The sequence below is a fragment of the Psychrobacter sp. KFRI-CH2-11 genome, from assembly GCF_038239325.1.
GTDB lineage: Bacteria > Pseudomonadota > Gammaproteobacteria > Pseudomonadales > Moraxellaceae > Psychrobacter > Psychrobacter celer.
Genome location: NZ_CP151283.1, coordinates 2,077,578 through 2,104,452 on the forward strand (window position 1 = coordinate 2,077,578; position 26,875 = coordinate 2,104,452).

Below are 26,875 nucleotides of genomic sequence, written 5' to 3' on the forward strand. Positions count from 1 at the left end.
CTACACCCCCTTATCATAACAACGGATTGTTGTGATAAGGCTTGGTAGAAAGTGGGTTTGCCTGCTGCCTACTGGGCGTCAATCATAAAATAGAGCTTGTTCTATCAAACAAAGTTTTACAGGGAGCGTAAGTATGAATATGAAACTCAATGATGCTGTCGAGGGGCAATATCATAACAAACGAGTCTTTCTTACCGTCATCGCCGCAGTCGCCATCTATCTGGCATTTGCTTGGTTATCGTCCAATCATGACCCAGGCGAGTCTTGGGGCGCATTGTCTTTATTACCCACCTTGTTGGTACTCATCACCGCTATCGTCTCTAGACGGCCATTTGAATCCATGATCGCAGGCTGTGTCGCAGGCCTTGTGATGCTCAATCCCTTCGATCTGGTATCGCCGTTTGCTGATAACATGTCGATGGTCTTGGGCAATGAGACCATTATTTGGATTATCTTAGTTTGCGGCCTGATGGGCGGGCTGATTCAGCTCCTTGAGATTAGCGGCTGTCTCGATGGCTTTAGCGAATGGCTCCAAAAAATCATCAAATCACGGCGGCAGTCTTTGCTTGCCACCTTTGCCCTTGGGGTGATTGTTTTTATTGATGATTATCTCAACTGTCTGGCGGTATCGACATCGGTCAAAAAACTGACCGATGCCTATAACGTCTCACGCGAAAAACTGGCTTATATCGTCGACTCAACCGCAGCGCCTATGTGTATTATCGTCCCTATCTCGACGTGGGCAGTATATTTTGCGGGCCTACTAGAAGAAAATGGCGTGGCAGGAGATGGTGAAGGCATCGGGCTTTATATCAGTGCGATTCCGTATATGGCCTATGCTTGGTTTGCCTTAATTATCGTGTTTTTGGTGGCGTATGGCGTCCTTGGTAATTGGGGACCGATGAAAAAGGCCGAGGCGCGTGCCAAAGCAGGCAAGCCTGTCCCAGAGGATTTTGTAGAAGAGCAGCTGGTCTCAAACGTCAAAGCCAAGCGCAAGCTATCATTTAAAGCCAATATCATGAACTTTGCCTTTCCCATGATTTTGCTGATTATCTCGACCGTTTATTTTGAGATTGATCTGCTGCGCGGGGCGTTATTGACTTGTTTTGTGACCGTTGTTCTCTACTGGGTGCAGGGTATTTTGAGCTTTGAGACCCAGATGGAGGCGGTATTTAAAGGCTTTAAAGTCATGCTCTACCCTCTCTCGACCGTCATTGGCGGGTTTTTTCTAAAAGCCATCAACGATGAGCTTGGCATGACCACGTATGTGATTGAGGCCATCACCCCTTATATGACGATTGTCATTTTCCCTGCAGTTATCTTTGCGGTCATGGCGTTTTTGACCTTTGCCACCTCATCGAGCTGGGGTCTGTACGTCCTTGCCATGCCGATTGTCTTTCCGATCTCATTGGCCTTAGGCGTCAACACCCCGCTTATGATCGGCGCGCTGCTGTCTGCCTCATCATTTGGTAGTCATGCTTGTTTCTTTAGTGACTCCTCATTACTCGCCGCCCAAGGCGCTGGCTGCTCACCCATGCAGCATGCGTTTACCCAGTTCCCTTATGCGATGCTCGGCGCGGTATTATCTGTCATCACCTTCTTAGGTTTGGGCTTTATGATGGCATAAGCTTGGCTACCGAGCAGACAATATATGAGCGATACTGGTCGATATCATGTTAAGTACTGCGCGATGCAGACTGCTCGGCAAATAACGGACAAATGGGCAAGGACGCTCTGGTCGTTGCTCATTATTTACCACTCTGTCGTTAGGATTGACCCTCAAGGTAAGCAATGCCTAGCGACATGGGCCCAAAATAGCTAGATTTGATACTGACAAGGAATAAAAATATGCGTACTGTTACCGTTGCGGCCACTCAGATGACTTGCGGCTGGGATATACAACAAAACATCGCCGCCGCCACCGACTTGGTGACCAAAGCGGCCAGCGCTGGCGCCAATATTATCTTGCTACAAGAGCTGTTTGAGACGCCTTATTTTTGCCAAGTACATGACTTTGATTATTTTAAACTGGCAAGCTCAGTCGAAGATAACGCCGCTATCACGCATTTTAAAAAACTGGCCAAAGCGTTAGAAGTGGTGCTACCGATTAGCTTTTATGAAAAATCGGGCAATACTTTTTTTAATAGCGTCACCATCATCGATGCCGATGGCGAGATACTGGGCACCTATCGCAAAACCCACATACCAGACGGTATCCCTTATGCCGAAAAATTTTACTTCACCCCTGGAGATACAGGTTTTAAAGTCTGGGAAACCAAGTACGCCAAGATAGGCGTCGGTATTTGCTGGGATCAGTGGTTTCCTGAATGCGCGCGCAGTATGGCGCTGATGGGTGCCGAGATTTTGTTGTATCCGACAGCAATTGGTGATGAGCCCACACTGGGCATTGACTCAAAAGGACATTGGCAGCGCTGTATGCAGGGGCATGCGGCGGCCAACCTAATGCCTGTGGTGGCCGCAAATCGTATCGGCACAGAGACCATTCGCCAAAATACTCATGACAGCAATCTGCAGTTTTATGGTCGCTCATTTATCACCGATGGGCGCGGAGAGATTATCCAAGAAGCATCAACAGATAACCAAGAGGTCATCACGGCGACTTTTGACTTAGATAAGCTGGCAATCGATCGCCAGCAATGGGGCGTGTTTCGTGACCGCCGCCCATCGATGTACGCCACCTTGCTCACACATGGCTAATGGCATACTGGCTCATAAGACTGTCATAAGATTGCAAACTGATTTGCCTGAACCTGAGGTACGTTTATATGTCATTATCTTCCAATTTACTAATCACAGACTCTGTGCCGCAGCAAGACGGCTTTTTTATGCCAGCAGAGTTTGCGCCGATACAAAAAGTCTGGATAATCTGGCCATACAGGGCCGATAACTGGCGGCAAAACACGGCTCCGGCGAAGGCCGCGTATGCCGATGTCGCACGGGCGATTCGTGAGTTTTGTGACGTCGGAGTATTGGTCAGTCCTACTGATTATCTCGCCTGCCGCGCAAGCTTACCCGCCGATATCGAGGTCATCGCTATGCCCAGCAACGACGCATGGGCGCGTGATATCGTGCCGACGTTTTTGCTCAACGATAAAGGTGAGCTGCGCGCTTGTGATTGGACCTTTAATGCTTGGGGCGGTGACTATGACGGTCTGTACTCACCTTGGGATGACGATGACAAACTGGCCGCACGCCTGTGCGAGTATCTAGATATCCAGCGCTATCGTACTGAGGGATTTGTGATGGAGGGCGGCGCGTTTCATGTCGATGGTGAAGGCACGCTTTTGACGACTCGTATGTGCTTGCTGAGCGCTGGACGCAACCCACAGCTCAGCGAGCGACAAATCGAAGATCAGCTAAAAGCATATCTGAATGTACAAAAAGTGCTGTGGCTCGATGACGGTATCGACCCCGACGAGACCACCGGCCATATCGACGATATCGCGTGCTTTGCCCGTCCCGGTGAGGTGGTTTGTCTATACACCGACGACCCTGAGCACCCCTTTTATGAGGCGACCCAAAAAGCCTACCAGCAGCTATCTACGATGACGGATGCCAAAGGCCGACGCTTGACGGTACATCAGCTGTGCTGCACCAAAGCACCTGTCACCCTACCCGATGACTATGAGATTGAGCAATCTGACGATGCCAAAGCGCGCCATGTAGGCGATGTCTGTATCGCCTCGTATGCCAATTTTTTGATCTGCAATGATGCCATTATCGTGCCGCAATATGATGATGCCCATGACAGCTTGGCCATTACTCAGCTTGAAAAAATATTTCCGCAGCATCAGGTAGTAGGCGTACGTACCAAAGAGATTGTCTATGGTGGTGGTAATATCCACTGTATTACCCAGCAGCAACCCAAATGCCTTGCTTAAACAGATAAACTTAAGCGAATAGGCAAAAACCTAAACGGATTTTAACGCTAACTAAGGAATATATATGAGCGACTATCAAGTAAATAACCCAGCCACGGGCGAAGTAGAAGCCACTTATCCGGCCGCCGCTGAGCAAGACATCCAGAACGCCATTGAGCAAGCCGATAGCGCTTATCAAGACTGGCGTCAAGTGTCATTTGACGAGCGCAGCGCTTTATTACACAAGGTCGCTGATCTGTATCTTGAGCGTCAAGATACGCTGGCGCGCATCGTCGCCACAGAGATGGGCAAACCCGTAGCGCAGGCCAAAGGTGAGATTGGCTTGGTGGCTGAGATTTATCGCTACTATGCCGATAATGCCGAGCAGCTACTTGCGCCAAGTACCATCGAAGTTGATAGCGGTCGCGCTTCTGTCGAGAAGCACCCTGTCGGGGCGTTACTTGGCATTATGCCGTGGAACTACCCTCATTATCAGGTCGCACGATTTGCCGCGCCAAACCTCATGGCGGGCAACACCATTATCCTAAAGCACGCGCCGCAGTGCCCCAAAACCGCAGAAGCCATCGTCGACATTCTAAAAGACGCAGGCTTGCCTAAGGGCGTCTACAACAACGTGTTTGCCACCAACGAGCAAGCCGCCACTATCATCGAAGACCCGCGCGTACAAGGCGTCTCGCTGACAGGCTCTGAGCGCGCAGGCCAAGCGGTCGCCAAAATAGCTGGCGGCGCGCTCAAAAAAGTCGTCTTAGAGCTGGGCGGCTCAGATGCGTTTATCGTCGCGGCCGATGCCGATATCGAGCAAGCCGTCAAAGGGGCAATCTCAGGGCGGTTTGGCAATACCGGACAAGCCTGTAATGCAGCCAAGCGCCTGATCGTCATCGAGTCGGTCTATGACAAGTTCGTTGAGGGCTTTACCAATGCCGTCCGCGACATGACACTGGCAGACCCCCTTGATGAGCGCACCTTCATCGGCCCGATGTCCTCAAAAGCCGCCGCGACCAACTTACAAGCACAGTTAGACAGCGCCATCAAAGCCGGTGCCACGGTACTGATCGAGGGCGGGATGATCAAAGACAAACCCGGCGCGTGGTTTGCGCCTACCGTGCTGACCGATGTCGATGAATCGATGGATGTCTACCGTGAGGAGTTGTTTGGTCCTGTCGCCGTCATCTATAAGGCGCGTGATATCGAGCATGCTATCCAGATCGCCAACGACGTGCCATTTGGTCTTGGCGCTTCTATTCAGACGCAAGATGCTGACTTGGCCACTGATATCGCCGACAAGCTAGACGTCGGTATGGTGACCATCAACGCCCCTTCTGGTAGCGAAGCAAACACGCCATTTGGCGGGGTCAAACGCTCAGGGTTTGGCCGCGAGCTTGGCACGCTGGGTATCACTGAGTTTTTAAACCATAAGCTGATTCGCGACAAGTCTTAATGCACCTTGGCCACGCCCAATGACAAAACAGCAGCCTAACATAAACTGTCAGGCTGCTGTTTTGGGCGATGAGAAGCTCTCTGTTTTTAAGCTTTCTTTCTATTTTCAGAGCGGCTCTCTTTACCGATCTTAGCGTTTAGGCGGGTTATCCTTGAGCCACAGTTGGTTGACGATCTTTAATTGGCGCAACTCTTCTGCCATGATCGACTCACTGATACCAGGGTATTTGATACGAGCATAGCTATATAACACAATGCCCAGCACCGTCCAGCCAAGGAAGATCCACCACTCAATTGCAGTTAGCGCTGATGGCATGCCTGGCATATATAGCATCAACAGACCAATGCTCAGCGCAATCGTCACCATACCGACCAGCTTGCCTGCCGGTATCTTAAATGGACGTACCATATCAGGCTCGCGGTAACGCAGCACCAAAAAGGAGATCGCCACACAGCTATAAGCGATGACAATCCCAAAACCGCCCGCATCGACGATCCACACCAGCATCTTGCGACCAAATAATGGCGCAAGCGTCGCAAGACCTCCGATCAATAAGATCGCATTGGAAGGTGTCTTATACTTAGGATGCAGCTTGCCCAAAAACGCTGGCAACATATGTGCTTTAGACATGGCATAAAGTAGACGACTGCCACCGATCAAAAAGGCATTCCAGCTGGATAAAATACCCAGTACACCGCCGATAACCAATAAGATACCAGCCCACTTGCCCTGCCAAGCATTGGTCATCGCATCGGCTGTCGCAAGCGTTGAGTTCTCTGCTTGTATCAGCGGTAAAGTGGTACCCACACTCCACGCAATACCTACATACCACATCACCGCCACAATGATAGAGACAATCAAAAACTTGCCAATATTGGGACGCGTCAGGTCAATCTCTTCTGCTGCCTGCGGGATGACATCAAACCCGACAAACATAAAGGGCACCATCACGATGACGGCCATAATACCGCCGATACCAGCGATAAAGGCGGGAGCTTGTACAGAGTTTGTATTTTCAGGATTAAACAGTACCGCACCGATAAACAGTAGCGTACCGACAAATAAAATACCCAGTACCGCTGTTTTTTGGAACCATGCACTGACTTCCATACCGCGAATATTTAGCCAAGTGACAATGATCGAGCCCAGCATCCCAACGCCCACCCACGTGGCATAGACATCCCAGCCGGCGATGGTCCAAAGATAGCCTTGGTTGTAATTGGGAATAAAATACTCGACCACCGTTGGCAGAGCGACCGCTTCAAACGCCACCACCGAAAAATACCCAAATAAAATGCTCCATGAGCAGATAAAGGAGACATTTACCCCCAGCGCTCGATGCGTATAAGTATGCTCGCCGCCTGTAATCGGCATAGAAGCGGCCAGCTCAGCATACGTCACACCGATTAGTATCACGGCCAAACCGCCTATCAAAAACGCCAGCATTGCGCCCCACGTTCCTGCAGACAAAATCCAACCGCCAGCCAAGACTACCCAGCCCCAGCCAACCATAGCACCGAATGCTAAGGCAATAATATCTAGCGTCCCTAACGATTTTTTTAATTCAGACATAACCTGCTCCTTGTCTGTGTGTCATCCGTGTGAACCTCTGATGGTTACACTATTTTTTGTTTAGCGGGATAGTACCCTTCATAATTATCATATATCCCTTTTTGTCCATGCCGTCGTTTGCATCTTACTTGATAGGCAAACGACAAAAACAGCAACGGCGTCTTGACTTGCAAGGCGCCGTTATAAAAAATGTACTCAAAGCGAGTGCCATCATGGGCAATCTTGCTGTATAAACCTAGCCCTGCCAACCAAGAACACCGCTTGCTTGACAAGGGTACATCACACCATACAGGATTCAATCGTAAGCCAAGATAGATGACCACCGATTGAGTTAAAGACATAAACTAGGCGGTTAAGATATTTTTGATGATATCTAGGCCTTCTTGGAGTACTTCATCTTCGACTGTCAGCGGCACCATCACACGGATGGCATTGCCGTACATGCCGCAAGAAGCAAGCAGTAAGCCTTGCTCAAAGGCTTTGGCTTTTAGATCAGCAGTTGCTGCGGCATCCGGCTTGCCATCACTATCGACCAATTCAAACGCCAACATCGCGCCTTTATAGCGGATATGACCGATAGTACTTAGATTTAAGTCTTTTAAGAAAGTTGCGATTTTATCGCCAATCTCCACACTACGCGCCAGTAGGTTTTCTTCTTCGATGACTTCCATCACGGCCAAAGCGGCAACGCAGGCAAGCGGGTTGCCAGAGTATGTGCCGCCCAAACCGCCAACCTGCGGCGCATCCATGATATCAGCACGGCCGATGACCGCAGAAATAGGATAGCCACCTGCCAAACTCTTGGCACTGGTCATAAGATCTGGCTCAACGCCCAATTGCTCACCAGCAAACAAGGTGCCTGTACGAGCAAAGCCGCACTGTACTTCATCAAAGATAAGAACGATGCCATGCTCATCACAAATCTCGCGCAGCGCTTTGGCAAATGATGGCGTCACTTGGTGAAAACCGCCTTCGCCTTGTACCGGCTCGATGATCATCGCCGCCACTTCGCTAGGATCGATGTCTGCTTGAAAGATCATCTCAAGGCTATGCAGGGCTTGGGCTTCGGTGACGTTTAGCTCTTCTGCTGGAAACAAAGCATGAAACACAGGGCCTGGCATCGGACCGAAGTTCTTTTTGTACGGCAATACTTTACCTGTCAAGCTCATGCACATGGAGGTGCGACCATGCCAGCCACCGACAAAAGAGATGATACCTGGACGCCCAGTCTTAGCGCGAGCAATCTTGACGCAGTTTTCGACCGCCTCTGCGCCCGTGGTCAAAAACAAGGCTTTTTTGTCACCGCTGATGGGCGCTTTTTCGCAAAGCTTTTCGGCCAGATCGACATAGCACTCGTAGTTCATGATTTGCGCGGCGGTATGGGTAAACTTGTCTAGCTGCTCATGGACGCGCTGGGTGATTTTGGGGTGGCTGTGACCGGTGTTAAGTACAGAGATACCGCCGATAAAGTCGATATAGCGATTGCCTTCTACGTCCCAAACTTCTGAGTTTTTGGCTTTTTCTGCAAAGACAGGAAAGGCCACACCAAGTCCAGTTGGTAGGATAGCTTTACGGCGCTCGAGTAATGATTGATTGGTGATTGTCATAAGAATGTCCTTTTTCTTTCTTTTTTGCGTAGGTGCCAGATGCGTCATGGCGGTTTATGGGAAGTACAAACGATAGATGGGACACATCGCTCTGACGAGTGTCTGAGTCCCTTGAACTGCGACGATGCCGCATTAAGATGAAATGGTTAAAAAAAGCAGCGTATGCTAGGTGCGATTAGGCACTGACATCAGAGCACCAGTACTTGGTCACCACATACTCTTCGATGCCGTATTTTGAGCCTTCGCGGCCAAAACCTGATTGCTTGACACCGCCAAATGGGGCAACTTCCGTGGAGATAAGGCCGGTGTTATGACCGATGATGCCGTACTCCAGCCCTTCTGTGACACGCCATGAGCGCGCATAGCTACCACTATAAAAATAAGCGGCCAAGCCGTAGATTGTATCGTTGGCTTGACGGATGACATCTGCTTCATCTTTAAAAGTAAAGATGGTGGCGATGGGGCCAAAGATCTCCTCAGAGGCGATATCCATCTCAGCGCTGATATCAGTGATGACGGTTGGATTGTAAGTCAGCTCTGAGGCGCCGTTGGTGCTGCCGCCAGTGATAAGCGTCGCGCCTTTGTCTAAAGCGTCTTTTAGCAGCGCTTGCACTTTATCCAAAGCTTTTTTGTTGATCAACGGGCCGATATCCACGCCTTCTTCCATACCGTTACCGACATTGAGCTCAGCGACTTTTTTGACAAACACGTCAAGAAACTTGTCTTTGATGCTCTCTTGTACATAGACGCGGTTGGCACAGACACAAGTTTGACCGGCGTTGCGATATTTAGAGGCGATTAGGCCATCAGCGGCGGCTTCTAAATCAGCATCATCAAAAACGATAAATGGGGCATTACCACCCAGCTCAAGTGATAGTTTTTTGATGGTTGGCGCGCACTGTGCCATCAAGGTACGACCCACTTCCGTAGAACCAGTAAATGACAGCTTATGAATGCGTGCATCACCGGTGAGGATATCGCCGATGGTGGAGGATTTGCCCGTGACCACTTGGATGACGCCTGCTGGGATACCTGCTTGCTCGGCCAATGCGCCAAGGGCTAGCGCCGAAAATGGCGTTTCGGTTGCAGGCTTGATGATCATGGTGCAGCCTGCTGCGAGCGCCGGTGCCGCTTTGCGGGTAATCATCGCCGCTGGAAAGTTCCAAGGGGTAATGGCGGCGCAGACGCCGACGGGCTGCTTTAGGATGACATGGCGCAATTTTGCTTGGTTGGCAGGGATGACATCGCCATAGACGCGTTTGCCTTCTTCGGCAAACCAGCGAATAAAGCTGTTGGCATAACCCACCTCGCCGCGTGACTCAGTCAAAGGCTTGCCTTGCTCTGCGGTCATGATGATGGCCAAATCTTCTTTATTGGCATCGATCAGGTCAGCCCACTTTTGTAGTAGGGTGGCACGCTCTTGTGCAGTTTTGGCAGCCCAAGCGATTTGGGCGTCGTGACAGGCGGCCACGGCATCGTTGACATCTTCAGTGGTCAAGCTTGGTACCGTACCGATAAGCTCGCCATTAAACGGATTGCTCACATCCAGCGTCTCTTCGCTGCTTGCGACATGCCAGCCGTCTTTAATCAGGCACTGCTGTTTGAGCAAGTCTGGGTTGGAGAGTGGTAACGTATGTGGCTGTTGTGACATTGTGACGCTCCTTGTCAGTGATAAAGTGCAGAGAACACTACAACTCTATCGCGGTACATAAATAACGGTCGATAACAGGGTTTATATAATTTATATAAAAATAGTCTATATAAATAATGATTGATAACTGCTTTATTGTTCAATATACTGAACAATCATTCTATATATGAGACATCATTATAAGAACGATGCCCAACCATTTGCAACCCCTATTATCATTTTCGTGATAATTTATGGCGTTATTTTTTTATCACCTTCATTTTACTGACTTTTATAGGTTACTTATGAGCACAGCCGCCGTCCCTGCCTTGGACAAAACCTTTCAAATACTAGATTTGATCACCGATAGCAGCCAACCACTGACGGCCGCTCATATTGCTAAGGCGCTGGATTTACCGCGCAGCTCCACTCACAATATCCTGCAAAGCTTGCTTGCCAAGCACGTCATCTATAAAGACAGCGACAACCGCTTTCATTTAGGCTCATATCTGATGTACTGGGCGGGCAAATACGAGCAGCAGCAAGGCGTTATTCAGTTATTCAAAGACCTTATCGTACATTACCCTATCTTGCTCCAGCATACCGTGACGTTGTCCAAGCTTGATTTGGGAGAAGTGGTGTTTTTGGCTTGTCATGAATCCCCTGCGCCGCTTGGTTTTACTTTTCGCGCGGGTGTTCGCGTGCCTGCAGTATTTTCGGCCACAGGCAAAGCCATGCTCTCCACCTTGTCGATGGACAGTATCCAATCCATCTATGCCAGCGGCTTTCCTAAACCCATCACGCCGCATGGCGTCGATAACTTTACCGATTTGTCGACCGAGCTGTCCGCCATCAAAGACAGCCGCATCTCACTTGATGATGGGCAACTGCGTGAGGGCATGTATTGCCTCGGCACCTATATCCGTAACGCCTCAGGCCATGCTATCGCTGGCATGGCGGTTAGTTTTTTGCAAGCAGAGTACGAATCCAAGCGCGCTGACGTCAGTACCGTGCTGATTGAGCTGGCCGAACAGATTGAGCAGCGTTTGGGCTTTAAAGCAGAGCCATAAATCCTCGTTTGCGTTTGGCGCAAATACTGCTACGGCGATATTTACGCTACCAATACCTGCCTGCCTCTTTGCCTTATCTATTTACTCTTTTATTTACTGTCAGTCCTTTAGCATCAGCCCTGACAAAAACGCTTGTAAATTATCATTGAGCTTTGGTAAGTAATAACCGCCCTCGACCAAGACAATCAGCGGTTTGTCTAAAGCGACCGTCTTTTGTGCCAATCGTGTAAAACCTTCGGTACTCACCGCGCATCTGGCCTCTGGGTCGTCTTTATACACATCAAACCCCAGCACATGGACGATGACATCAGGGTCGTATAGCGTCACAGCGTCGATGGCTTTATCCACATAGGTAAAAAAACCCGCTTCATCGGTGCCATGAGCCATGGGAAAATTGATATTGTAGCCATAGCCTGCGCCCTTCCCCTTTTCAAACTCGTGACCGGTGACCGCTGGATAAAAATTGATGGGGCTACCGTGGACAGAGGTATAGAGTACATCACTACGATCATAAAATATCTCTTGGATACCCTGACCGTGATGCATGTCGGTGTCTATAATGGCGATTTTTTCGTATTTTTGCCGTAGGTGCTCGGCGATGATGGCGGCGTTATTTAGATAACAAAACCCACCCGCTGCGCTCTTACGAGCATGATGACCAGGTGGCCGAGAAAAGCAAAGCTGGATATGATTGTCCGCGTGCGTTGTATTATATGTATCCTGTGTTGTATCTTGATTGAGTAAGGCCTCAGCGGCATTGAGGGCAGTCTGCGCCGACCAATAGATAGATGTCCAAGAATGCTCACTGATGGGCGCGCTATCGTCGGCCTGATATTTGGCGGCTTTGGCCATGATACCGATCCCTGGGTTGTCATAAGGTACAAACACACCCGTTTGCACCTGCGCACCCAGATCCTCCTCTACTGCCAGCCACTCCTCATAGCCATGTTTGAGAAACTCAACATAACCGAAGTCATGCACGGCCAAAATAGGGCCGATACCGATATCAGTAGCGGTGGTCACCTCAAGCCCTAATGCGGCTGGCGCTTTTAGCAGCTCAGTCATCCGCTCTGGTATCTCTAGCGGCTCGTGCATCTGTCCATAAGAAAAATACGGCAAGGGCCGATGCAGGCTCAGGTTTTTGTGGCTATATATCTTCATGCTTAACACTCCTTTGTTTAACACGATTGTTTGATATTGCGGTTATATAATGCCATCAGCTTTTAGCTTGGCGATCATCTCGCTGTCGTAGCCCAACTCTGCAAGCGTACTATCGGTATGTTCGCTCAGACGCGGCGGCGGCGTACGATAACTGACCGGCGACGCCGACAGCTTGATTGGACTACCAAGCGCGCGCACCGGACTGCCTTGCTCACTAAAATCGACCACCATCTCGCGAGCCAGTGCTTGCGGCATGGCTAGGGCTTCGCTGATATTGTGGATCGCCCCGCAAGGAATGCCTGCCTGCTCCAAAGCCGCCAACCAATATGCGCGCGGCTGCTGCGCAAACTTCTTAGCCAGCGCCTCACATAGCTCATCACGGTGCGTCACACGGGCAGGGTTGGTCATATAGCGGCTATCTGTATGCCAATCCACACCGAGTAGCGCGCAGAGCTTGGCAAACTGACTGTCGTTACCACATGCCAAGATAAAGTGCGCATCGCCTGCCCCCGCAAACACTTGATAAGGGACGATATTGGGGTGCTGGTTGCCAAGCCTTGGTGGGATTTGGTTCGACGCCAAATGATTCATGCCGACGTTTGCCAGCATGGCTAAGGCGCTGTCTAACAGGGCCACATCGACATGCTGACCAAGACCGGTACGCTGACGCGCCAGTAGCGCCGCTTGGATACCAATGGTCAGCTGCAGTCCTGCAAACAGATCCACCACCGCTACCCCGACTTTGTGCGGCTCGCCATCACTTGGCCCTGTGATGCTCATCAGCCCTGATAGCCCTTGAATGATATAGTCATAACCTGGACGCTTGGCATCAGGGCCTGTCTGCCCAAATCCTGTCAAGGATGCATAAATCAAGCGCGGATTGCCCTGCTTGAGACGGTCATAATCTAAGCCGTACTTTTTTAGGCCGCCTACCTTAAAGTTTTCGACGACGATATCGCTGTCAGCAGCCAACTGCTTGATGATGGCTTGACCAGCAGCGGTGGTGATATCGACCGTTAGGGATTTTTTGTTGCGATTGATGGTGGCGTAGTAGGCTGATGTGCCGTCGCTAAACTTAGGCGGTGCCCAGTGCCGTGTCTCATCACCGATATTGGGACGCTCGACCTTGATGACCTCAGCACCCAAATCTGCAAGTACCTGCGTACAAGAAGGACCTGCCAATACTCTTGATAAGTCGAGCACTTTGATACCGTGCAATGCGCCTTTTGCCATCTCAGTCATAATCATCCCTTATCATTTGGTGTGCGCGTATACGCTATTTTTTATATACATACAATTGTGATGCGTCATCTCATGATCTATCACTCCAGATAAACAAATGACGCATCGCAACTAAAAAATGTACGCCACTGCTCAGCAAGCATTAGGCCAAGCAGTAACATACATAAGATCAGCGGTACTGATTAATAAAACGCTTGCAAGCCTGTTTGCGCACGCCCCAAGATTAAGGCGTGGATATCGTGCGTGCCTTCGTAGGTGTTGACCGCCTCTAGGTTCATGACGTGGCGAATGATATGGAACTCATCAGAGATACCATTGCCGCCATGCATGTCACGTGCCACACGAGCGATGTCTAGCGCTTTACCGCAGTTATTACGTTTGATCAGTGAAATCATCTCAGGGGCAGCGTTGTCTTCATCCATCAAACGGCCAACGCGCAGTGCCGCTTGCAAACCAAGAGCGATCTCTGTTTGCATATTGGCAAGTTTGAGCTGCACCAACTGCGTTGCGGCCAGTGGGCGGCCAAACTGCTTACGATCTAGCGTGTACTGACGCGCCGCTTGCCAGCAAAACTCAGCTGCGCCCATCGAGCCCCACGCGATACCATAACGGGCTTTGTTTAAGCAGCCAAATGGCCCTTTGAGTCCGCGGATATCTGGGAAAGCATTGGCTTCAGGGACAAACACCTTATCCATGACAATCTCGCCTGTCACTGAAGCACGTAGTGAGAACTTGCCTTCGATCTTTGGTGCAGACAAGCCTTTCATGCCTTTGTCTAAGATAAAGCCACGAATGTCGCCTGCATCGTCTTTTGCCCAAACGACAAACACATCGGCGATGGGACTGTTGGTGATCCACATTTTATTGCCTGTCAGCTCATAACCGCCCTCAACCGCACGCGCTCGCGTCGACATAGACGCAGGGTCTGAGCCTGAATCCGGCTCGGTCAAACCAAAGCAGCCGACATACTCGCCCGTTGCCAGTTTTGGTAGGTACTTCTCTCTTTGCTCCTCTGTGCCATACGCATGGATAGGATGCATGACAAGGCTTGACTGTACACTCATCGCCGAGCGGTAGCCTGAGTCCACCGCCTCTACTTCCTTGGCAATCAAACCATAAGCGACGCTCGACAGACCTGCACAGCCATAGCCTCCGATGGTGACACCCAGCAGCCCCATCTCGCCCATCTGGCGCATGATGTTGCGGTCAAAATGCTCATTGCGGTTGGCGTCGATGATATTTGGCATCAGTTCTTTTTGAAAAAACTGACGCGCGCTGTCTGTCACCATACGTTCTTCGTCAGTGAGCTGGTCACGCAATAAAAATGGATCTTGCCAATCAAAACTTGGACGCGTAGATGTTGCCATGTGGGTCTCCTTGATATCGATCGTCCTGATCGATGAGTAATAATAAATGGATGGTAATAACGCTGATAACCGGACTCAACCAATTATTGACTTTTCAATTCCGCTATGCAAAACTTAGTTTCATAATATAAACTATTTAAGCAAAATTTTGTCACGCTGTAAACCTTTATCAAAAAAATGAGGCAAAAATGTCTAATTCTCTAACAGCCGCCCCCTCTTTACTGACGCGTATGAATAACACTCTCACCCAAAGCAAAGACGACAATGACCGTCAGTTTGTCACCGCGCTTGGCCGCGGGCTGATACTACTGGCCGCATTTGAGCAGCACGAGCAGCTGAGCCACCAACAGCTTTGTCAGATGACTCATCTACCAAAAGCCACGGTGACTCGCCTGATTCATACGCTTCTCACCCTTGGGTTTTTGCGCACGACAGAGCACGGACAGTATGAGCTGGGCAGTAGTGCCGTGCGCCTGAGTGCAACGGCATGGAGTCGTCACGATATGGTGGCGACCGCCGAGCCGCTGCTACGGCAGTTTGCCAGTAGCAATGAAGTATCAGTGAATCTGGCCACCGAAGTCGAAGGAGAGATGCGCTATCACGCTTGCTGTCGTAGCCCTGCCCGCCTGTCGGTCAATCTACAAGTCGGCTCTGCCGTGCCTGTGGCTCGTACGGCGATTGGACGCGCGTTTTATGCCGTCAGCACCAAAGCTCGGCAAGCTGTCATCAAAGACAACCTACGCGCGCATTTGTCTGACACAGACTATCAGCACGCACAAACGGCGCTGGATGCCGCTGTGGCACATTATGATGCGCACGGCTATACATTGTCTGACGGAGAGTTTTCTACCGATATATTGGCGGTTGCGGTTGGGGTGTTTGACGTTGCCACTGGGCGATACGCTTATTCGCTAAATGCTAGCGTGCCCAGAGCCAATTGGGATGCTGATGAGTATGCAAAGATGATCGTGCCAAAACTACAAGCACTGGCGCTCAAGATCGGCCGCGGCGAGTGAGACGCAAAGGATTGGTTCACATGCGCACCCAGAAAAATATACGCATTAAACTGCCAGTTATTAGCACTCTGTTACCCAATTAACACCCAGCAGTGATATCATAGGCGCATAATATAAGCGAGCAGTTTGAGCGCTTTATCTACATCTAATAGCGATGATAATAACAGAGTGGTTTTTTGTCGACCATCTCTGTGAATTGTTATCGCTTTTTTTAATATCTATGTATTACTGTTGAGTGTCGTTATGCCCCAATCTCGTACCAATTTGAACCCAGAACCCAAGACCAGCTCACCTTATTTGATGGGCTTGCTGCTGCGCTATAGCACCTTTGGTGCTGCCATTTTGATTTTTTTGGCGGGGCTATTACTAGTCAACTGGTGGCTCATATTTCTTGGTGGTTTTGGCGTGGCACTTGGCGTTTATGATTTGATTCAGTCCAAGCACTCTATCTTGAGCAACTACCCTGTGGCAGGTCACATTCGCTATGTGCTAGAGGATTTCCGTCCTGAGATTCGTCAGTATTTGTTAGAAGATGACAAAGAACAAGTACCATTTTCGCGTCAGCAGCGCGCCCTTGTGTATCAACGTGCCAAAAACGTCAGCGATACCAATGCTTTTGGTACTTTGGACAATCTATATACGCAAGGCAAAGAGTGGTTTTTGCAATCAGCGGTCAGCCAACCTTTAGAAAACAAAGACTTCCGTATCATCGTGGGCGGCGAGCGCTGTCTGCAGCCACACGATATGTCAGTATTTAATATCTCGGCGATGAGTTTTGGTAGCTTGTCTGCCAACGCCACCATGGCTCTCAACCAAGGTGCCAAGATGGGCGGGTTTACCCATGATACGGGAGAAGGTGCCATCAGCCCTTATCACCGTAAGTTTGGCGGCGACTTGATTTGGGAGATTGGCACGGGGTATTTTGGCTGCCGTGATGACCATGGCAACTTTGACCCCCAGTCTTTTGCCGAAAAAGCCGTCGATCCCCAAGTAAAAATGATCGAAATCAAACTCTCACAAGGTGCCAAGCCGGGTAAAGGCGGCGTCTTGCCAAGCGAAAAAATTACCGCAGAGATAGCCCAAACCCGCCAAGTACCCATGGGTCAAGACTGCGTATCGCCTTCATCACATAGCGCGTTTAGCACGCCGCGTGAGCTGGTCGCATTTTGGCAGCAGCTGCGTGAGCTATCGGGCGGCAAGCCAGTTGGCTTTAAGCTCTGCGTGGGTCAGCCTTGGCAGTTTATGGCGATTGTCAAAGCCATGATCGAAACCGACAACTATCCTGATTTTATTGTCATCGATGGCGCAGAAGGCGGGACAGGTGCCGCACCTGTTGAGTTTATGGACAACGTCGGCATGCCCATGGTCGAAGGGTTTTTGTTGGTGCATAATACCTTGGTCGGTGCAGGCATCCGTGACAAAATCAAGCTCGGTGTCAGTGGCAAGATCGTCTCAGGATTTGATATTGCCCGTATGATTGCACTTGGTGCTGACTGGTGTAACTCTGCTCGCGGCTTTATGTTTGCGGTTGGCTGTATTCAGTCGCGCTCATGCCATACCAATACTTGCCCTGTCGGCGTGGCAACGCAAGACCCTTATCGTCAAAAAGCGCTGGATGTGCCGAGCAAAGCTGAGCGCGTGGCAAACTTCCATAAAAACACCCTCAAATCCCTAGCCAGTATCGTCGGCGCAGTGGGTCTGCAGCACCCAAGCCAATTGCAGCCATACCATATCGCGCGCCGCCTCGATGATGGTCAAATCAAACTTCTCTCAAAGTTCTTTTACTTTGCTGACCAAGGCGCGTTGCTAGAACAAAGTGCGCGTGCCGATGTCTTTAATCAGATGTGGGTAATGGCCAATCCTGATAGCTTCTTGGCCAACAACGATGCCCTTATCGCTTATAACAAAGACTCGCGTGATAAAGGCAAAGAGACCAATGCGCCAACTGAAAAAACCACGGCTATCGCCGAGGACATCATCGATGGTGGCATGCTCATCGGTAACGTCAACAATACCTTTCGCGACTTACCGCCTGATCATGACTAGTCGCGTATCACCGCTGACCGGCGGTGTTCTGTACTCACAAATAAAGGCCGCCGACTGATGCCAAGCGCCACCTCACTCGCCACGCTAGCAAGCGTGGCCCTACTCGCGCTGAGCCTCAGCGCCTGCTCCCCTGCGGCCACCGACGCTGCTAGCGACTCATCGCAGTGGGCCTGTCAGGTACAGCAGGCGCCATTTGCTTATAGCGCCTGTGCGATTGAGGCGTCAGCGCTGGGTGATAAGCGGCAGGTGCTACAGCTATTTTGGCAACAGCCTGATAGTACGCAGCCTTTACTCAGCTTTGATGAGTTGTTGGCGGCGCTACCAGCCGGCCAGACTCTCAGCTTTGCCATGAATGCTGGCATGTATAATGAGCGCTTTGCCCCTATTGGCTATACTGTCATCGAAGGGGTAGAAAAGCGCGCTTTAAACCTAAAGTCAGGCGGTGGCAATTTTCATTTATTGCCCAATGGTGTACTGTGGTGGGAGCGTGACGGCAAGATGCAGATCACAGAATCTCAAGCACTCAGCGAGCAGCTAAACGGCGGGCAAGTGCAGCCATGGTATGCCACTCAATCAGGGCCGATGCTGGTGCTTCATGATCAGATACACCCAAAGTTTAACCCCAAAAGCCAATCCGCTAAAATCAGAAACGGGGCTGGCGTTTGTCGTGATGGCCGCATTCGGTTTGTCCATAGCGACGAGCCTGTGACCTTTTATCAATTTGCGACCTTGTTTAAGGACTACTTGGGCTGCCCGAATGCCTTGTTTTTAGATGGCGGCGTGGCCTCGGCCCTATACGCGCCCAGTATCGATCGGCACGATAAAAAACAGATGGGCGTGATGATTGGACTGGTCGACAGCTCTGACTAGACCCTATTAGGGCGTGTCCTCAATTCAATCGCTAGCTATCTAAATGAGGACACACCTAAACTACAACCGCAAAAAAGCACCTAAATAATAACAATATTTAGGTGCTTTTTTATGTGACACGCCCATGACTGCGCTGGGTATTAATATTTTATTGACCAAGCCGCCACTGGGCAAAGTCGATGCAAGCTTAGCTACCCAAACTCATTTTGGGGCCAAACGGCTCATAATGTACACTATCCACGCCATGATCGAGCGCCATGAGCCCATCGATCATACTCTCCATAAATGGCATTGAGCCACAGACATAAATGTCCGCAGGCTTAGGTAGGTTGGCAAGCCATGCAGCGTCCAATAGCTGTCCTGACTCAAAGTAAAAAACATGCCTCTCTACCGTTTCAGCTTTTGCTAGCAGTGCCTCGACCTTGTCTGCAAAGGCGTGATGGGCTTTGTTTTGGCAGGCATATACCCAGACGATCGGCCGCTTTGGATTGGCCATAATCTGCGCCTCCAACATAGCCAGTACAGGCGTCACCCCTACGCCTGCGCTCATCAGTACCAGTGGCACCTCGTTTTGGGTCATCAGGTGTTGCTCAAGCACAAAGTCGCCAGCAGGGGCAGATAACAAAATCGTATCACCGACGTTTATGTGGTCATGCAGATGGTTTGAGACCAAACCATGATGCGCGTTGCGATTGTCGCGTCTGACCGCAAACTTGATGCCCTCTTCGGTATTTGCTGAGTACAGAGAATAGTGACGCAAAGCGGTGTGAGCGCTATCTTTGGGGTCTGTTTTTACAGTGATGTATTGTCCAGCACTCAAGCGCATTTTGTGCAAATCAATCGCTTGATGGTTTGCCGTATCGCCGTCTTTATACTCGTTGCTGGGCACCGCGGTAAAGGCAGCAATATCCGTCGCCACCGCAGTCTTTTGTGTTACGGTAAACGGCGCAAAGCCTTGCCACAGCGCAGACTCATACATGCCTTGCTCGATTTGGATAAACACCGAAGCAATCTCATCATAAGCCTCTGTCCAAGCATGGATAATCTCATCTGTTGCCGCCTCACCCAGCACTTCTTTTATCGCGCCGATGAGATGCTTGCCCACTATAGGATAATGCTCAGGTAAAATCTGCAGGGCGCGATGCTTATGGCTGATTTGGGTGACTTGCGGCAGTAGTGTTGCCAGCTTGTCCAGATGCTTTGCTGCCGCCAGCACCGTCATCGCCAGCGCCGTCTGCTGACGCCCAAGCTTTTGATTGGTCTCATTAAAGATATCCAGCAGCTCAGGATGCTCAGCAAACATGTTTTTATAAAACACCGTGGTGATGGCGGTGCCGTGCTCTTCGAGTACAGGTACGGTGGCAGTGACGATTTCTAGGGTTTTTGGTGAAGCCATGATAACTCTCTTAGTGATTGCTATATAAAAAGGTTGCTACTGATAAATGAGTCATTTCATAAGTATTTATAAAGTGATTAAAGATTGCTTGACTTAAATAGTTAGCTGACATACTTTATAAGATTCATTTTAAATGAATGTTAACATATTTTATTACGTATACCAATGCTCTATCGCTATTCAGCCGTTTTTTAAGCAAAAAAAACAGCCATGATGATATCAATGACTGCTTATAAAAAAACACTAATTCCAGCTATGCTAATGATTTATAAAGACAAATATCAGCATCGAAAGCCGCTCACTATCTTTAAAAACCCATATACATCAACACCCTGCTATAAAATCAACGCGCCATATAGTCGGTCATTTCTTCAACCCCATGCAGCGTCATCGGATACATTTTATGATCAAATAGCTTTTTTATTTCACCGATGGTCTGAGTATATTGCCAGTACGCGGGGTTTTCTGGGTTGAGCCACGCCACTTTATCAAAGTGCTCAAGCACACGCTTTAGCCACACTACACCCGCTTCGTTATTCATATACTCGACGCTACCGCCCACCGAAAACAGCTCATAGGGCGACATCGACGCATCGCCAACAAAGATGACGCGATACTCACGGCCATAGGTATTGAGAAGCTCAAAAGTCGGCATCGGGGCACTGTGCCGACGGTTATTGTCCTTCCAGACGTAGTCATACAGACAGTTATGAAAATAAAAAAACTCTAAGGTCTTGAATTCGTTTTTTGCTGCCGAAAACAGTTTTTCTAGCGCCTCGACATGGACATCCATACTACCGCCGACATCGAACAGCATCAACACTTTAACGCGATTGCGGCGTTCAGCTTGCATATGAATATCGAGTACGCCTTTTTTGGCCGTGCGCTTGATGGTCTCATGGATATCGAGCTCGTCGGCGCTGCCAGTACGGGCAAACTGGCGCAGATTGCGTAGCGCCATCTGAATCTGACGCGTACCCAGCTGATTGTCGTCATCGAGGTTACGATATTTGCGCTGCTCCCAGACTTTGACCGCACTGCGTTTACGCGACTCACCGCCGACGCGCACCCCTTCAGGATGATCACCATAAGCGCCAAACGGTGAGGTGCCGCCAGTACCGACCCATTTGCTTCCGCCCTGATGACGCTCTTTTTGCTCCTTTAGACGCTCCTCAAGCGCCTTCATCAACTCCTCAAGCGAGCCGTATTTTTTGAGCAAGCGCCGCTGCGCTTCGGTTAAATTTTTGGGATCTAGCTTGAGATCGAGCCACTCTTTTGGGATATCTGTCAGCTTGCTCATCAGCTCATCGATATCTAGGCTATCGATACCTTCAAAATAATCAGCCATGGCGCGGTCAAATTTATCAAAATGACGCTCATCTTTGACCATACAGAGACGAATCAGTCGGTACATATCCTCGCGACTGGCAAAGGTAGACAGTGCTGGGTTTTCAGGATGTGGCTGCATCATCAGCCCCTGCTCGAGCGCAGCGTTTAGATCGAGCAGCTCGCGCGTGCTGACTGGCACGCCGTAAGTCCGCAGGGTGTAGAATAATTTGATAAACATAAAATACGCATCACTTATTGGCTGATAAGGTTTGATTGGCACCATCATGCTGACAGCGATATGACACCAGATAACGTTGTCAGTCCATACGCCTAACGGCGCATCATGTTGGCAAAACGTTGCAACAAGCTCACATCCGCTTCGTTTTTGAGTAGCGCGCCGTATAGCGGCGGGATCGACTTTTCACCGCGCAAGTTTTCTTCTAGCTCTTGTTGCGCCATATCATCGGCCAATAATAACGTTAACCAATCGACCAATTCCGACGTTGATGGTGGTTTTTTAAGCCCTTGAATACCGCGCAGCTTATAAAAGATATCCAGCGCATCATTGACCAGTTTTTCTTGGATATTGGGGAAATGCACCTCAATGATTTGACGCATGGTGTGCTCATCAGGGAAATCGATGTAATGAAAAAAGCAGCGGCGCAAAAACGCATCGGGCAGCTCTTTTTCATTGTTTGAGGTAATAATCACCACTGGGCGCTGCTCGGCGGTAATGGTCTCGCCTGTCTCATAGACATAAAACGACATTTTATCAAGCTCATGTAGTAAGTCATTGGGGAACTCGATATCGGCTTTGTCGATCTCATCAATCAATAGGACGCTGCGCTCTTGACTGGTAAAAGCCTCCCAAAGCTTACCGGGTTTGATATAATTGCCAATCTCATACACCTTGTCATCACCGAGCTGCGAGTCGCGCAAGCGTGAGACTGCATCATACTCATACAGCCCTTGCTCAGCTTTGGTGGTTGACTTGATATGCCAAGTAATCAGCGGCATCCCCAAACTCTGCGCCACTTCTTCGGCCAGCAGTGTTTTACCAGTGCCAGGCTCACCTTTGATTAACAGCGGTTTTTGTAGTGTCATCGCTGCATTGACTGCCAGTTGTAAATCATCGGTGGCGATATAGCTTTGCGTGCCGGTAAAGGTATGGTTGGTCTTGTCCATCTTGGTCGTCATAGTAAAGTCTCAGTTATCGTTATCAATAAAGCATTTTATAAAATAGCACTCACAAATTAGAGTAGCATAGGCTGATGGATTGCCAAAATACTCATGCGTTCGTCATCCTTCCGATCAGCGCTTCTTACGCCCTAAATATGTCGCATAATGATTAGCCATAAAAAAAGACACACATGGTGTCTTTTTTACAGTCATTAAGTTTATAGTTATCGAGCTTATAGTTATCGAGCAAATTAAACCACGCCGCTATTGACGCCCAGCTTCTTACCCTTTGTCTATCGTATCGTTGGGATTGGCCTGTTTAGACAGTATGCCCTCATTTTTGGCACCGCGCTTTTTGAGATCCAGCGTTTTGTCAGTCTCAGTTACTGGTGCGTGATCATGAGCCTTCGCATGCTCAGTTACCTCAGCGTTTTCGGCCAGATAATTGCCTGCGGTCAGCTGCATGGTCGCCTGCGTATCGGCTGCGGTGCGGCTCCGTGCTTTGTCTAGGCTCGACTCAAAAGCACCGCGTATCAGCTGCCAGACAAACCCAACAAACAAGCCCACCACCAGCACCACCATAATGGGCAACATATTGGCAATGGCACCTGCGTAGTCTTTCATCATCACCGCATACACCACACTGATGCTAGCAGGGGCAATCTCACTAGGATCATCGAGCGCGGTACCGGGCGCGAGCAATACGGCAAACAATACCATCCAGCTCATACCGCCGAGTGGACGCGGCAACATGCGCGCCACCAGCAGCCATAATACCAGCACGATCACCGTTCCCCCAAGATAGGCATACATGGGCAGATCGGCGGGTGGGACATCTTTTACCAGCTGTCCCCACCAAATAGCAATCTCTCCTAAGATATCACTGATACTCTCAAGCGGTAAGCGATGCAATATGTTTTTTAACCAGTCCATGCGTGTTTTATTACCTGCGTTTATCACCAGTAGCGCCAGCAGCGTCTAGTGGTATTGGGTAAGTTTTGCCGTACTAGGGCGTGTCCTCAATATGACAAAATATATAATAGACATGTGCACTTAACAGAAGATCAGTTTATCACGACTTCCTAGGATGTGTCCTCAATCGACACGATAAAGGCAAAGACACGCGTCTGAGTCTTGCATGCCTTTAGCCTTAAGTGCCATTAGCTTTGAATGCCATCAGTCATAAATACTATCTTGTGCTTCGCGGGCGCGTAGCTCTGCTTGGCGGCGCATGACATCTTGCGGCGGCAATTGTACAAAGTACCCTTGTGCTTGGAGCTTTGCCAGCACCTCTTCTTTATCGACGCGAGCCAGCTTCGGGGTGGCGGCCAAATCCAGATGCATGACAAACTGACTGCGCCCTAGCCCCGCACGAAACTCCTTGGGCAATACCCCCAGCCAGTCTTTAATCTCATCAGTATCATCTGGATAATCAGGACGCGCAATGTAGATGTACATATCATCATGTTTGGGAAATTTATAAATATCGCAATGCATAAAAACAACCTATCAGAATCTATCGCCATAGGTTAGCATATTTCGGGCAAACATCAGTAGTCGCTTTACGTTCTGCTATGGTAAACCGGCTAAAAACTGACGACGCACTCAAGAGGACAAACACCGATATAGCGCTGTCATCATGCCTTACTACTGACAATCGCTGCGGCAAAAAAGACTTTTTGCCAAAATTATCGACTTTAATGGCGCAGATGACTTGTAAAAGGGCGGTGAACCTTTCATAATAAAAGCGTTTTTCAGGAGAGAGTCTGCAGGCATACCTATCTACTATCAGGTCATTGAAATAAAAGACCGGCAACGATACGTATCCGCCCATCATGGTAATGTCCTATTGAGCATTATCCACAGACCACCGAAGGCGCATCTACCCTGCCAATCGCTCAGGTAAAAGGACTGAAAAACACATGTCATGATTGTTTTGCGGCGACACCTAACGCGTGGCCTACAAACATAAGGCATAACAAATCTGGAGAGCGGTAAGGACGGACGACGCCTTACCCACCGAAGGGGAGAAAATGCGACAGCATCGCGATGGCAAGAGTAAAGCAAAGGCTTTAGAGACCACGACGATGTGCCGTATTGAAAATCTCAGGTGACAGGACAGATAGGGCTTTTGCTTAAACCGACGTTTGGCGTCTGTTTGGCTGATTGCTCTATTTTTTGTACCACCCTTGGTTGCGATACTTGCGCCCTGCAATATCGCTACTCACTATGATGATAATGTACATCTGCTCTACAACTTTGATAAGTTACGACTGATTATCAAATGCGGCTGATGTTCCATAAGGATTTGTTATGACCGATACTCACAATACCAGCACTCCAAGCACAAACACCGCAGCCCCCAAACGCACGCCCCTTTATCAGTCTCACGTCGATAGCGATGGCAAGCTGGTGGATTTTTCTGGTTGGGAGCTGCCCATCCATTATGGCTCACAAATCGAAGAACACGAAGCGGTACGTACCGATGCCGGTATGTTTGACGTCTCGCACATGGTCGTCGCCGATATCAAAGGCGTAGATGCCAAAGCATGGCTACAAAAGCTACTGGCCAATGATGTCGCCAAACTAAAAACCGTCGGCAAAGCGCTGTATTCAGGCATGCTCAATGAGCAAGGCGGCATCATCGACGACCTAATCGTCTACCTAATGAATGAAGACGCGACCGAATATCGCATCGTCTCAAACGCGGCCACCCGTGATAAAGACATGGCACAGTTTCACAAAGTCGCAGCAGGTTTTGACATCAGCATCACCGAGCGCCCAGAGCTGGCCATGATTGCCGTACAAGGCCCCAATGCGGTCGAAAAACTTACACAAGCAAAACCAGGCTGGGCTGATGTGTTAGCAGGCCTAAAGCCTTTTGTCGGCGCTGATTTGACCGATATCGAAGGCGCAGATTGGTTTGTCGCTCGTACCGGTTATACAGGCGAGGATGGCGTCGAGGTCATCATGCATGGTGATGATGCGCCAGCATTCTTTGAGCAATTAAAAGCTAATGGCGTTAAACCTGCTGGCCTTGGCGCGCGTGATACCTTGCGTATGGAAGCGGGCATGAACCTTTACGGTCACGACATGGACGAAGAAACCAGCCCGTATGAGTGCAACATGGGCTGGACGCTGGCGCTAAAAGATGAGCGCGACTTTATCGGTCGTGATGCCTTAGTCAGTAAGCGTCAACAAGCAAAAGATGACAACACCGCCATGAAACAAGTCGGCTTACTACTGACCACCCGCGGCGTCTTGCGTGAGGGCATGACCGTGACCATCAACCAAGGCACAGACAATGAGCAAACCGGTATCATCACCAGCGGTACCTTCTCCCCTAGCCTAAAAAACTCGATCGCAATTGCACGCGTGCCTGCCAGTTTATCAGATGAAGATAGCGTACAGGTCGACCTGCGCGGCAAAGGCAAGTTCGTCGATGTGCGCGTCGTAAAACTCCCTTTTGTCCGTAACGGCAAACAGCAGTTTGACTGATATCGCTGATAAATTTTATCATTAACGTCCATTATTTTATTCACCATCCTCACTTAGGAGAGACCCCATGAGCAACATCCCAGCAGAACTAAAATACATCGCCAGTCACGAGTGGCTGCGTTTAGAAGAAGACGGTACGATCACTGTTGGTATCACTGACCATGCTCAAGACCTACTCGGCGACGTGGTATTTGTCGAATTGCCAGACGTAGGCGACATCCTCGCCGTCGACGACGAAATCTCTGTGGTCGAGTCTGTAAAAGCAGCCTCTGACGTCTATGCGCCTATCTCAGGTGAAGTGGTTGCGATCAACGAAGCACTAGAAGATGATCCAGAAATCATCAACTCTGACCCGTACGGTGAAGGCTGGTTCTTTAAAATCAAACCGGACAACATCGCCGATTACGAAGCATTGATGACTGCTGAAGAGTACGAAAACGAGCTGTAATCTACTCAGATTTATATCTTTCTACTCAGTCTTTGTTTAAATTTATATAAGCAACACGGCGGATACTGGCGGCAGCTGGTATCTGTTTATCCTACTGTTAGACC

The 26,875-nt window shown here is 49.6% G+C and carries 21 protein-coding genes and 2 riboswitches; of the genes, 10 read left to right on the top strand and 11 right to left on the bottom strand.

Annotated elements, in window-relative coordinates:
* Positions 1 to 133: 133 nt before the first annotated feature.
* The 4 genes from AADH33_RS08545 to AADH33_RS08560 all read left to right on the top strand — a co-directional run bounded on the left by AADH33_RS08545 (position 134) and on the right by AADH33_RS08560 (position 5,340).
* Positions 134 to 1,627 carry a Na+/H+ antiporter NhaC family protein gene (locus AADH33_RS08545; RefSeq protein ID WP_100749249.1) on the top strand — a complete coding sequence of 498 codons (1,494 nt, stop codon included), beginning with the start codon at positions 134 to 136 and terminating at the stop codon, positions 1,625 to 1,627.
* 221 nt (positions 1,628 to 1,848) lie between these two features.
* A complete protein-coding gene (aguB, locus tag AADH33_RS08550; RefSeq protein WP_348548626.1) occupies positions 1,849 to 2,718 on the top strand; it encodes an N-carbamoylputrescine amidase in 870 nt (289 codons plus the stop codon).
* Between the two features lie 68 nt (positions 2,719 to 2,786).
* Positions 2,787 to 3,902: an agmatine deiminase gene (aguA, locus tag AADH33_RS08555; protein ID WP_348548627.1), complete on the top strand. Its 1,116-nt coding sequence runs from the start codon at positions 2,787 to 2,789 to the stop codon at positions 3,900 to 3,902.
* 64 nt (positions 3,903 to 3,966) lie between these two features.
* The gene (locus tag AADH33_RS08560) at positions 3,967 to 5,340 is read left to right on the top strand and encodes an NAD-dependent succinate-semialdehyde dehydrogenase (RefSeq protein WP_348548628.1); all 1,374 of its coding nucleotides are present in this window, start codon (positions 3,967 to 3,969) and stop codon (positions 5,338 to 5,340) included.
* A 129-nt stretch (positions 5,341 to 5,469) separates the two neighbouring features.
* Here the strand turns inward: AADH33_RS08560 and AADH33_RS08565 are convergent, their stop codons facing one another.
* The 3 genes from AADH33_RS08565 to AADH33_RS08575 form a co-directional block, all read right to left on the bottom strand.
* Positions 5,470 to 6,912 (bottom strand): APC family permease, encoded by a 1,443-nt coding sequence (locus tag AADH33_RS08565; RefSeq protein WP_100749245.1) that lies wholly within the window; start codon positions 6,910 to 6,912, stop codon positions 5,470 to 5,472.
* A 344-nt stretch (positions 6,913 to 7,256) separates the two neighbouring features.
* The gene (gabT, locus tag AADH33_RS08570; protein ID WP_100749244.1) at positions 7,257 to 8,519 is read right to left on the bottom strand and encodes a 4-aminobutyrate--2-oxoglutarate transaminase; all 1,263 of its coding nucleotides are present in this window, start codon (positions 8,517 to 8,519) and stop codon (positions 7,257 to 7,259) included.
* A 175-nt stretch (positions 8,520 to 8,694) separates the two neighbouring features.
* Positions 8,695 to 10,170: an NAD-dependent succinate-semialdehyde dehydrogenase gene (locus AADH33_RS08575; RefSeq protein WP_348548629.1), complete on the bottom strand. Its 1,476-nt coding sequence runs from the start codon at positions 10,168 to 10,170 to the stop codon at positions 8,695 to 8,697.
* A gap of 284 nt (positions 10,171 to 10,454) precedes the next feature.
* Here AADH33_RS08575 and AADH33_RS08580 point away from each other — a divergent pair, with 284 nt between their 5' ends.
* Positions 10,455 to 11,219 (top strand): IclR family transcriptional regulator, encoded by a 765-nt coding sequence (locus tag AADH33_RS08580; RefSeq protein WP_100749368.1) that lies wholly within the window; start codon positions 10,455 to 10,457, stop codon positions 11,217 to 11,219.
* Between the two features lie 99 nt (positions 11,220 to 11,318).
* Here the strand turns inward: AADH33_RS08580 and AADH33_RS08585 are convergent, their stop codons facing one another.
* The 3 genes from AADH33_RS08585 to AADH33_RS08595 form a co-directional block, all read right to left on the bottom strand.
* Positions 11,319 to 12,380 (bottom strand): histone deacetylase family protein, encoded by a 1,062-nt coding sequence (locus AADH33_RS08585; RefSeq protein ID WP_348548630.1) that lies wholly within the window; start codon positions 12,378 to 12,380, stop codon positions 11,319 to 11,321.
* Positions 12,381 to 12,422: 42 nt separating this feature from the next.
* Complete coding sequence (locus AADH33_RS08590) at positions 12,423 to 13,628, bottom strand: CaiB/BaiF CoA transferase family protein (protein ID WP_348548631.1); 1,206 nt, start codon at positions 13,626 to 13,628, stop codon at positions 12,423 to 12,425.
* Between the two features lie 176 nt (positions 13,629 to 13,804).
* Positions 13,805 to 14,989: an acyl-CoA dehydrogenase gene (locus AADH33_RS08595; protein ID WP_348548632.1), complete on the bottom strand. Its 1,185-nt coding sequence runs from the start codon at positions 14,987 to 14,989 to the stop codon at positions 13,805 to 13,807.
* 188 nt (positions 14,990 to 15,177) lie between these two features.
* On the opposite strand from AADH33_RS08595, the gene AADH33_RS08600 reads away from it, so the two are divergent.
* The 3 genes from AADH33_RS08600 (at position 15,178) to AADH33_RS08610 (ending at position 18,921) form a co-directional block, all read left to right on the top strand.
* Positions 15,178 to 16,005: an IclR family transcriptional regulator gene (locus tag AADH33_RS08600; protein WP_083608518.1), complete on the top strand. Its 828-nt coding sequence runs from the start codon at positions 15,178 to 15,180 to the stop codon at positions 16,003 to 16,005.
* A 243-nt stretch (positions 16,006 to 16,248) separates the two neighbouring features.
* The gene (locus tag AADH33_RS08605) at positions 16,249 to 18,051 is read left to right on the top strand and encodes an FMN-binding glutamate synthase family protein (protein ID WP_100749241.1); all 1,803 of its coding nucleotides are present in this window, start codon (positions 16,249 to 16,251) and stop codon (positions 18,049 to 18,051) included.
* Positions 18,052 to 18,108: 57 nt separating this feature from the next.
* Complete coding sequence (locus tag AADH33_RS08610; protein WP_348548633.1) at positions 18,109 to 18,921, top strand: phosphodiester glycosidase family protein; 813 nt, start codon at positions 18,109 to 18,111, stop codon at positions 18,919 to 18,921.
* Between the two features lie 187 nt (positions 18,922 to 19,108).
* Here the strand turns inward: AADH33_RS08610 and AADH33_RS08615 are convergent, their stop codons facing one another.
* The 5 genes from AADH33_RS08615 to AADH33_RS08635 form a co-directional block, all read right to left on the bottom strand.
* The gene (locus tag AADH33_RS08615) at positions 19,109 to 20,317 is read right to left on the bottom strand and encodes a globin domain-containing protein (protein ID WP_348548634.1); all 1,209 of its coding nucleotides are present in this window, start codon (positions 20,315 to 20,317) and stop codon (positions 19,109 to 19,111) included.
* Positions 20,318 to 20,660: 343 nt separating this feature from the next.
* Positions 20,661 to 21,884, bottom strand: coding sequence for a vWA domain-containing protein (locus AADH33_RS08620; protein WP_348548635.1), 1,224 nt, complete (start codon positions 21,882 to 21,884; stop codon positions 20,661 to 20,663).
* Positions 21,885 to 21,976: 92 nt separating this feature from the next.
* Complete coding sequence (locus AADH33_RS08625; protein WP_105245130.1) at positions 21,977 to 22,831, bottom strand: AAA family ATPase; 855 nt, start codon at positions 22,829 to 22,831, stop codon at positions 21,977 to 21,979.
* Between the two features lie 276 nt (positions 22,832 to 23,107).
* On the bottom strand, positions 23,108 to 23,758 hold the full coding sequence (locus tag AADH33_RS08630) for a hypothetical protein (protein ID WP_075101108.1): 651 nt from the start codon (positions 23,756 to 23,758) through the stop codon (positions 23,108 to 23,110).
* A gap of 243 nt (positions 23,759 to 24,001) precedes the next feature.
* Positions 24,002 to 24,322: a YcgL domain-containing protein gene (locus AADH33_RS08635; protein ID WP_075101107.1), complete on the bottom strand. Its 321-nt coding sequence runs from the start codon at positions 24,320 to 24,322 to the stop codon at positions 24,002 to 24,004.
* A 248-nt stretch (positions 24,323 to 24,570) separates the two neighbouring features.
* Positions 24,571 to 24,749: riboswitch (glycine riboswitch) on the top strand.
* A 50-nt stretch (positions 24,750 to 24,799) separates the two neighbouring features.
* A riboswitch (glycine riboswitch) is annotated at positions 24,800 to 24,957 on the top strand.
* 181 nt (positions 24,958 to 25,138) lie between these two features.
* On the opposite strand from AADH33_RS08635, the gene gcvT reads away from it, so the two are divergent.
* Positions 25,139 to 26,323 (top strand): glycine cleavage system aminomethyltransferase GcvT, encoded by a 1,185-nt coding sequence (gene gcvT, locus AADH33_RS08640; protein WP_348548636.1) that lies wholly within the window; start codon positions 25,139 to 25,141, stop codon positions 26,321 to 26,323.
* A 67-nt stretch (positions 26,324 to 26,390) separates the two neighbouring features.
* On the top strand, positions 26,391 to 26,771 hold the full coding sequence (gene gcvH / locus AADH33_RS08645; RefSeq protein ID WP_075101105.1) for a glycine cleavage system protein GcvH: 381 nt from the start codon (positions 26,391 to 26,393) through the stop codon (positions 26,769 to 26,771).
* The last annotated feature ends 104 nt before the right edge of the window (positions 26,772 to 26,875 follow it).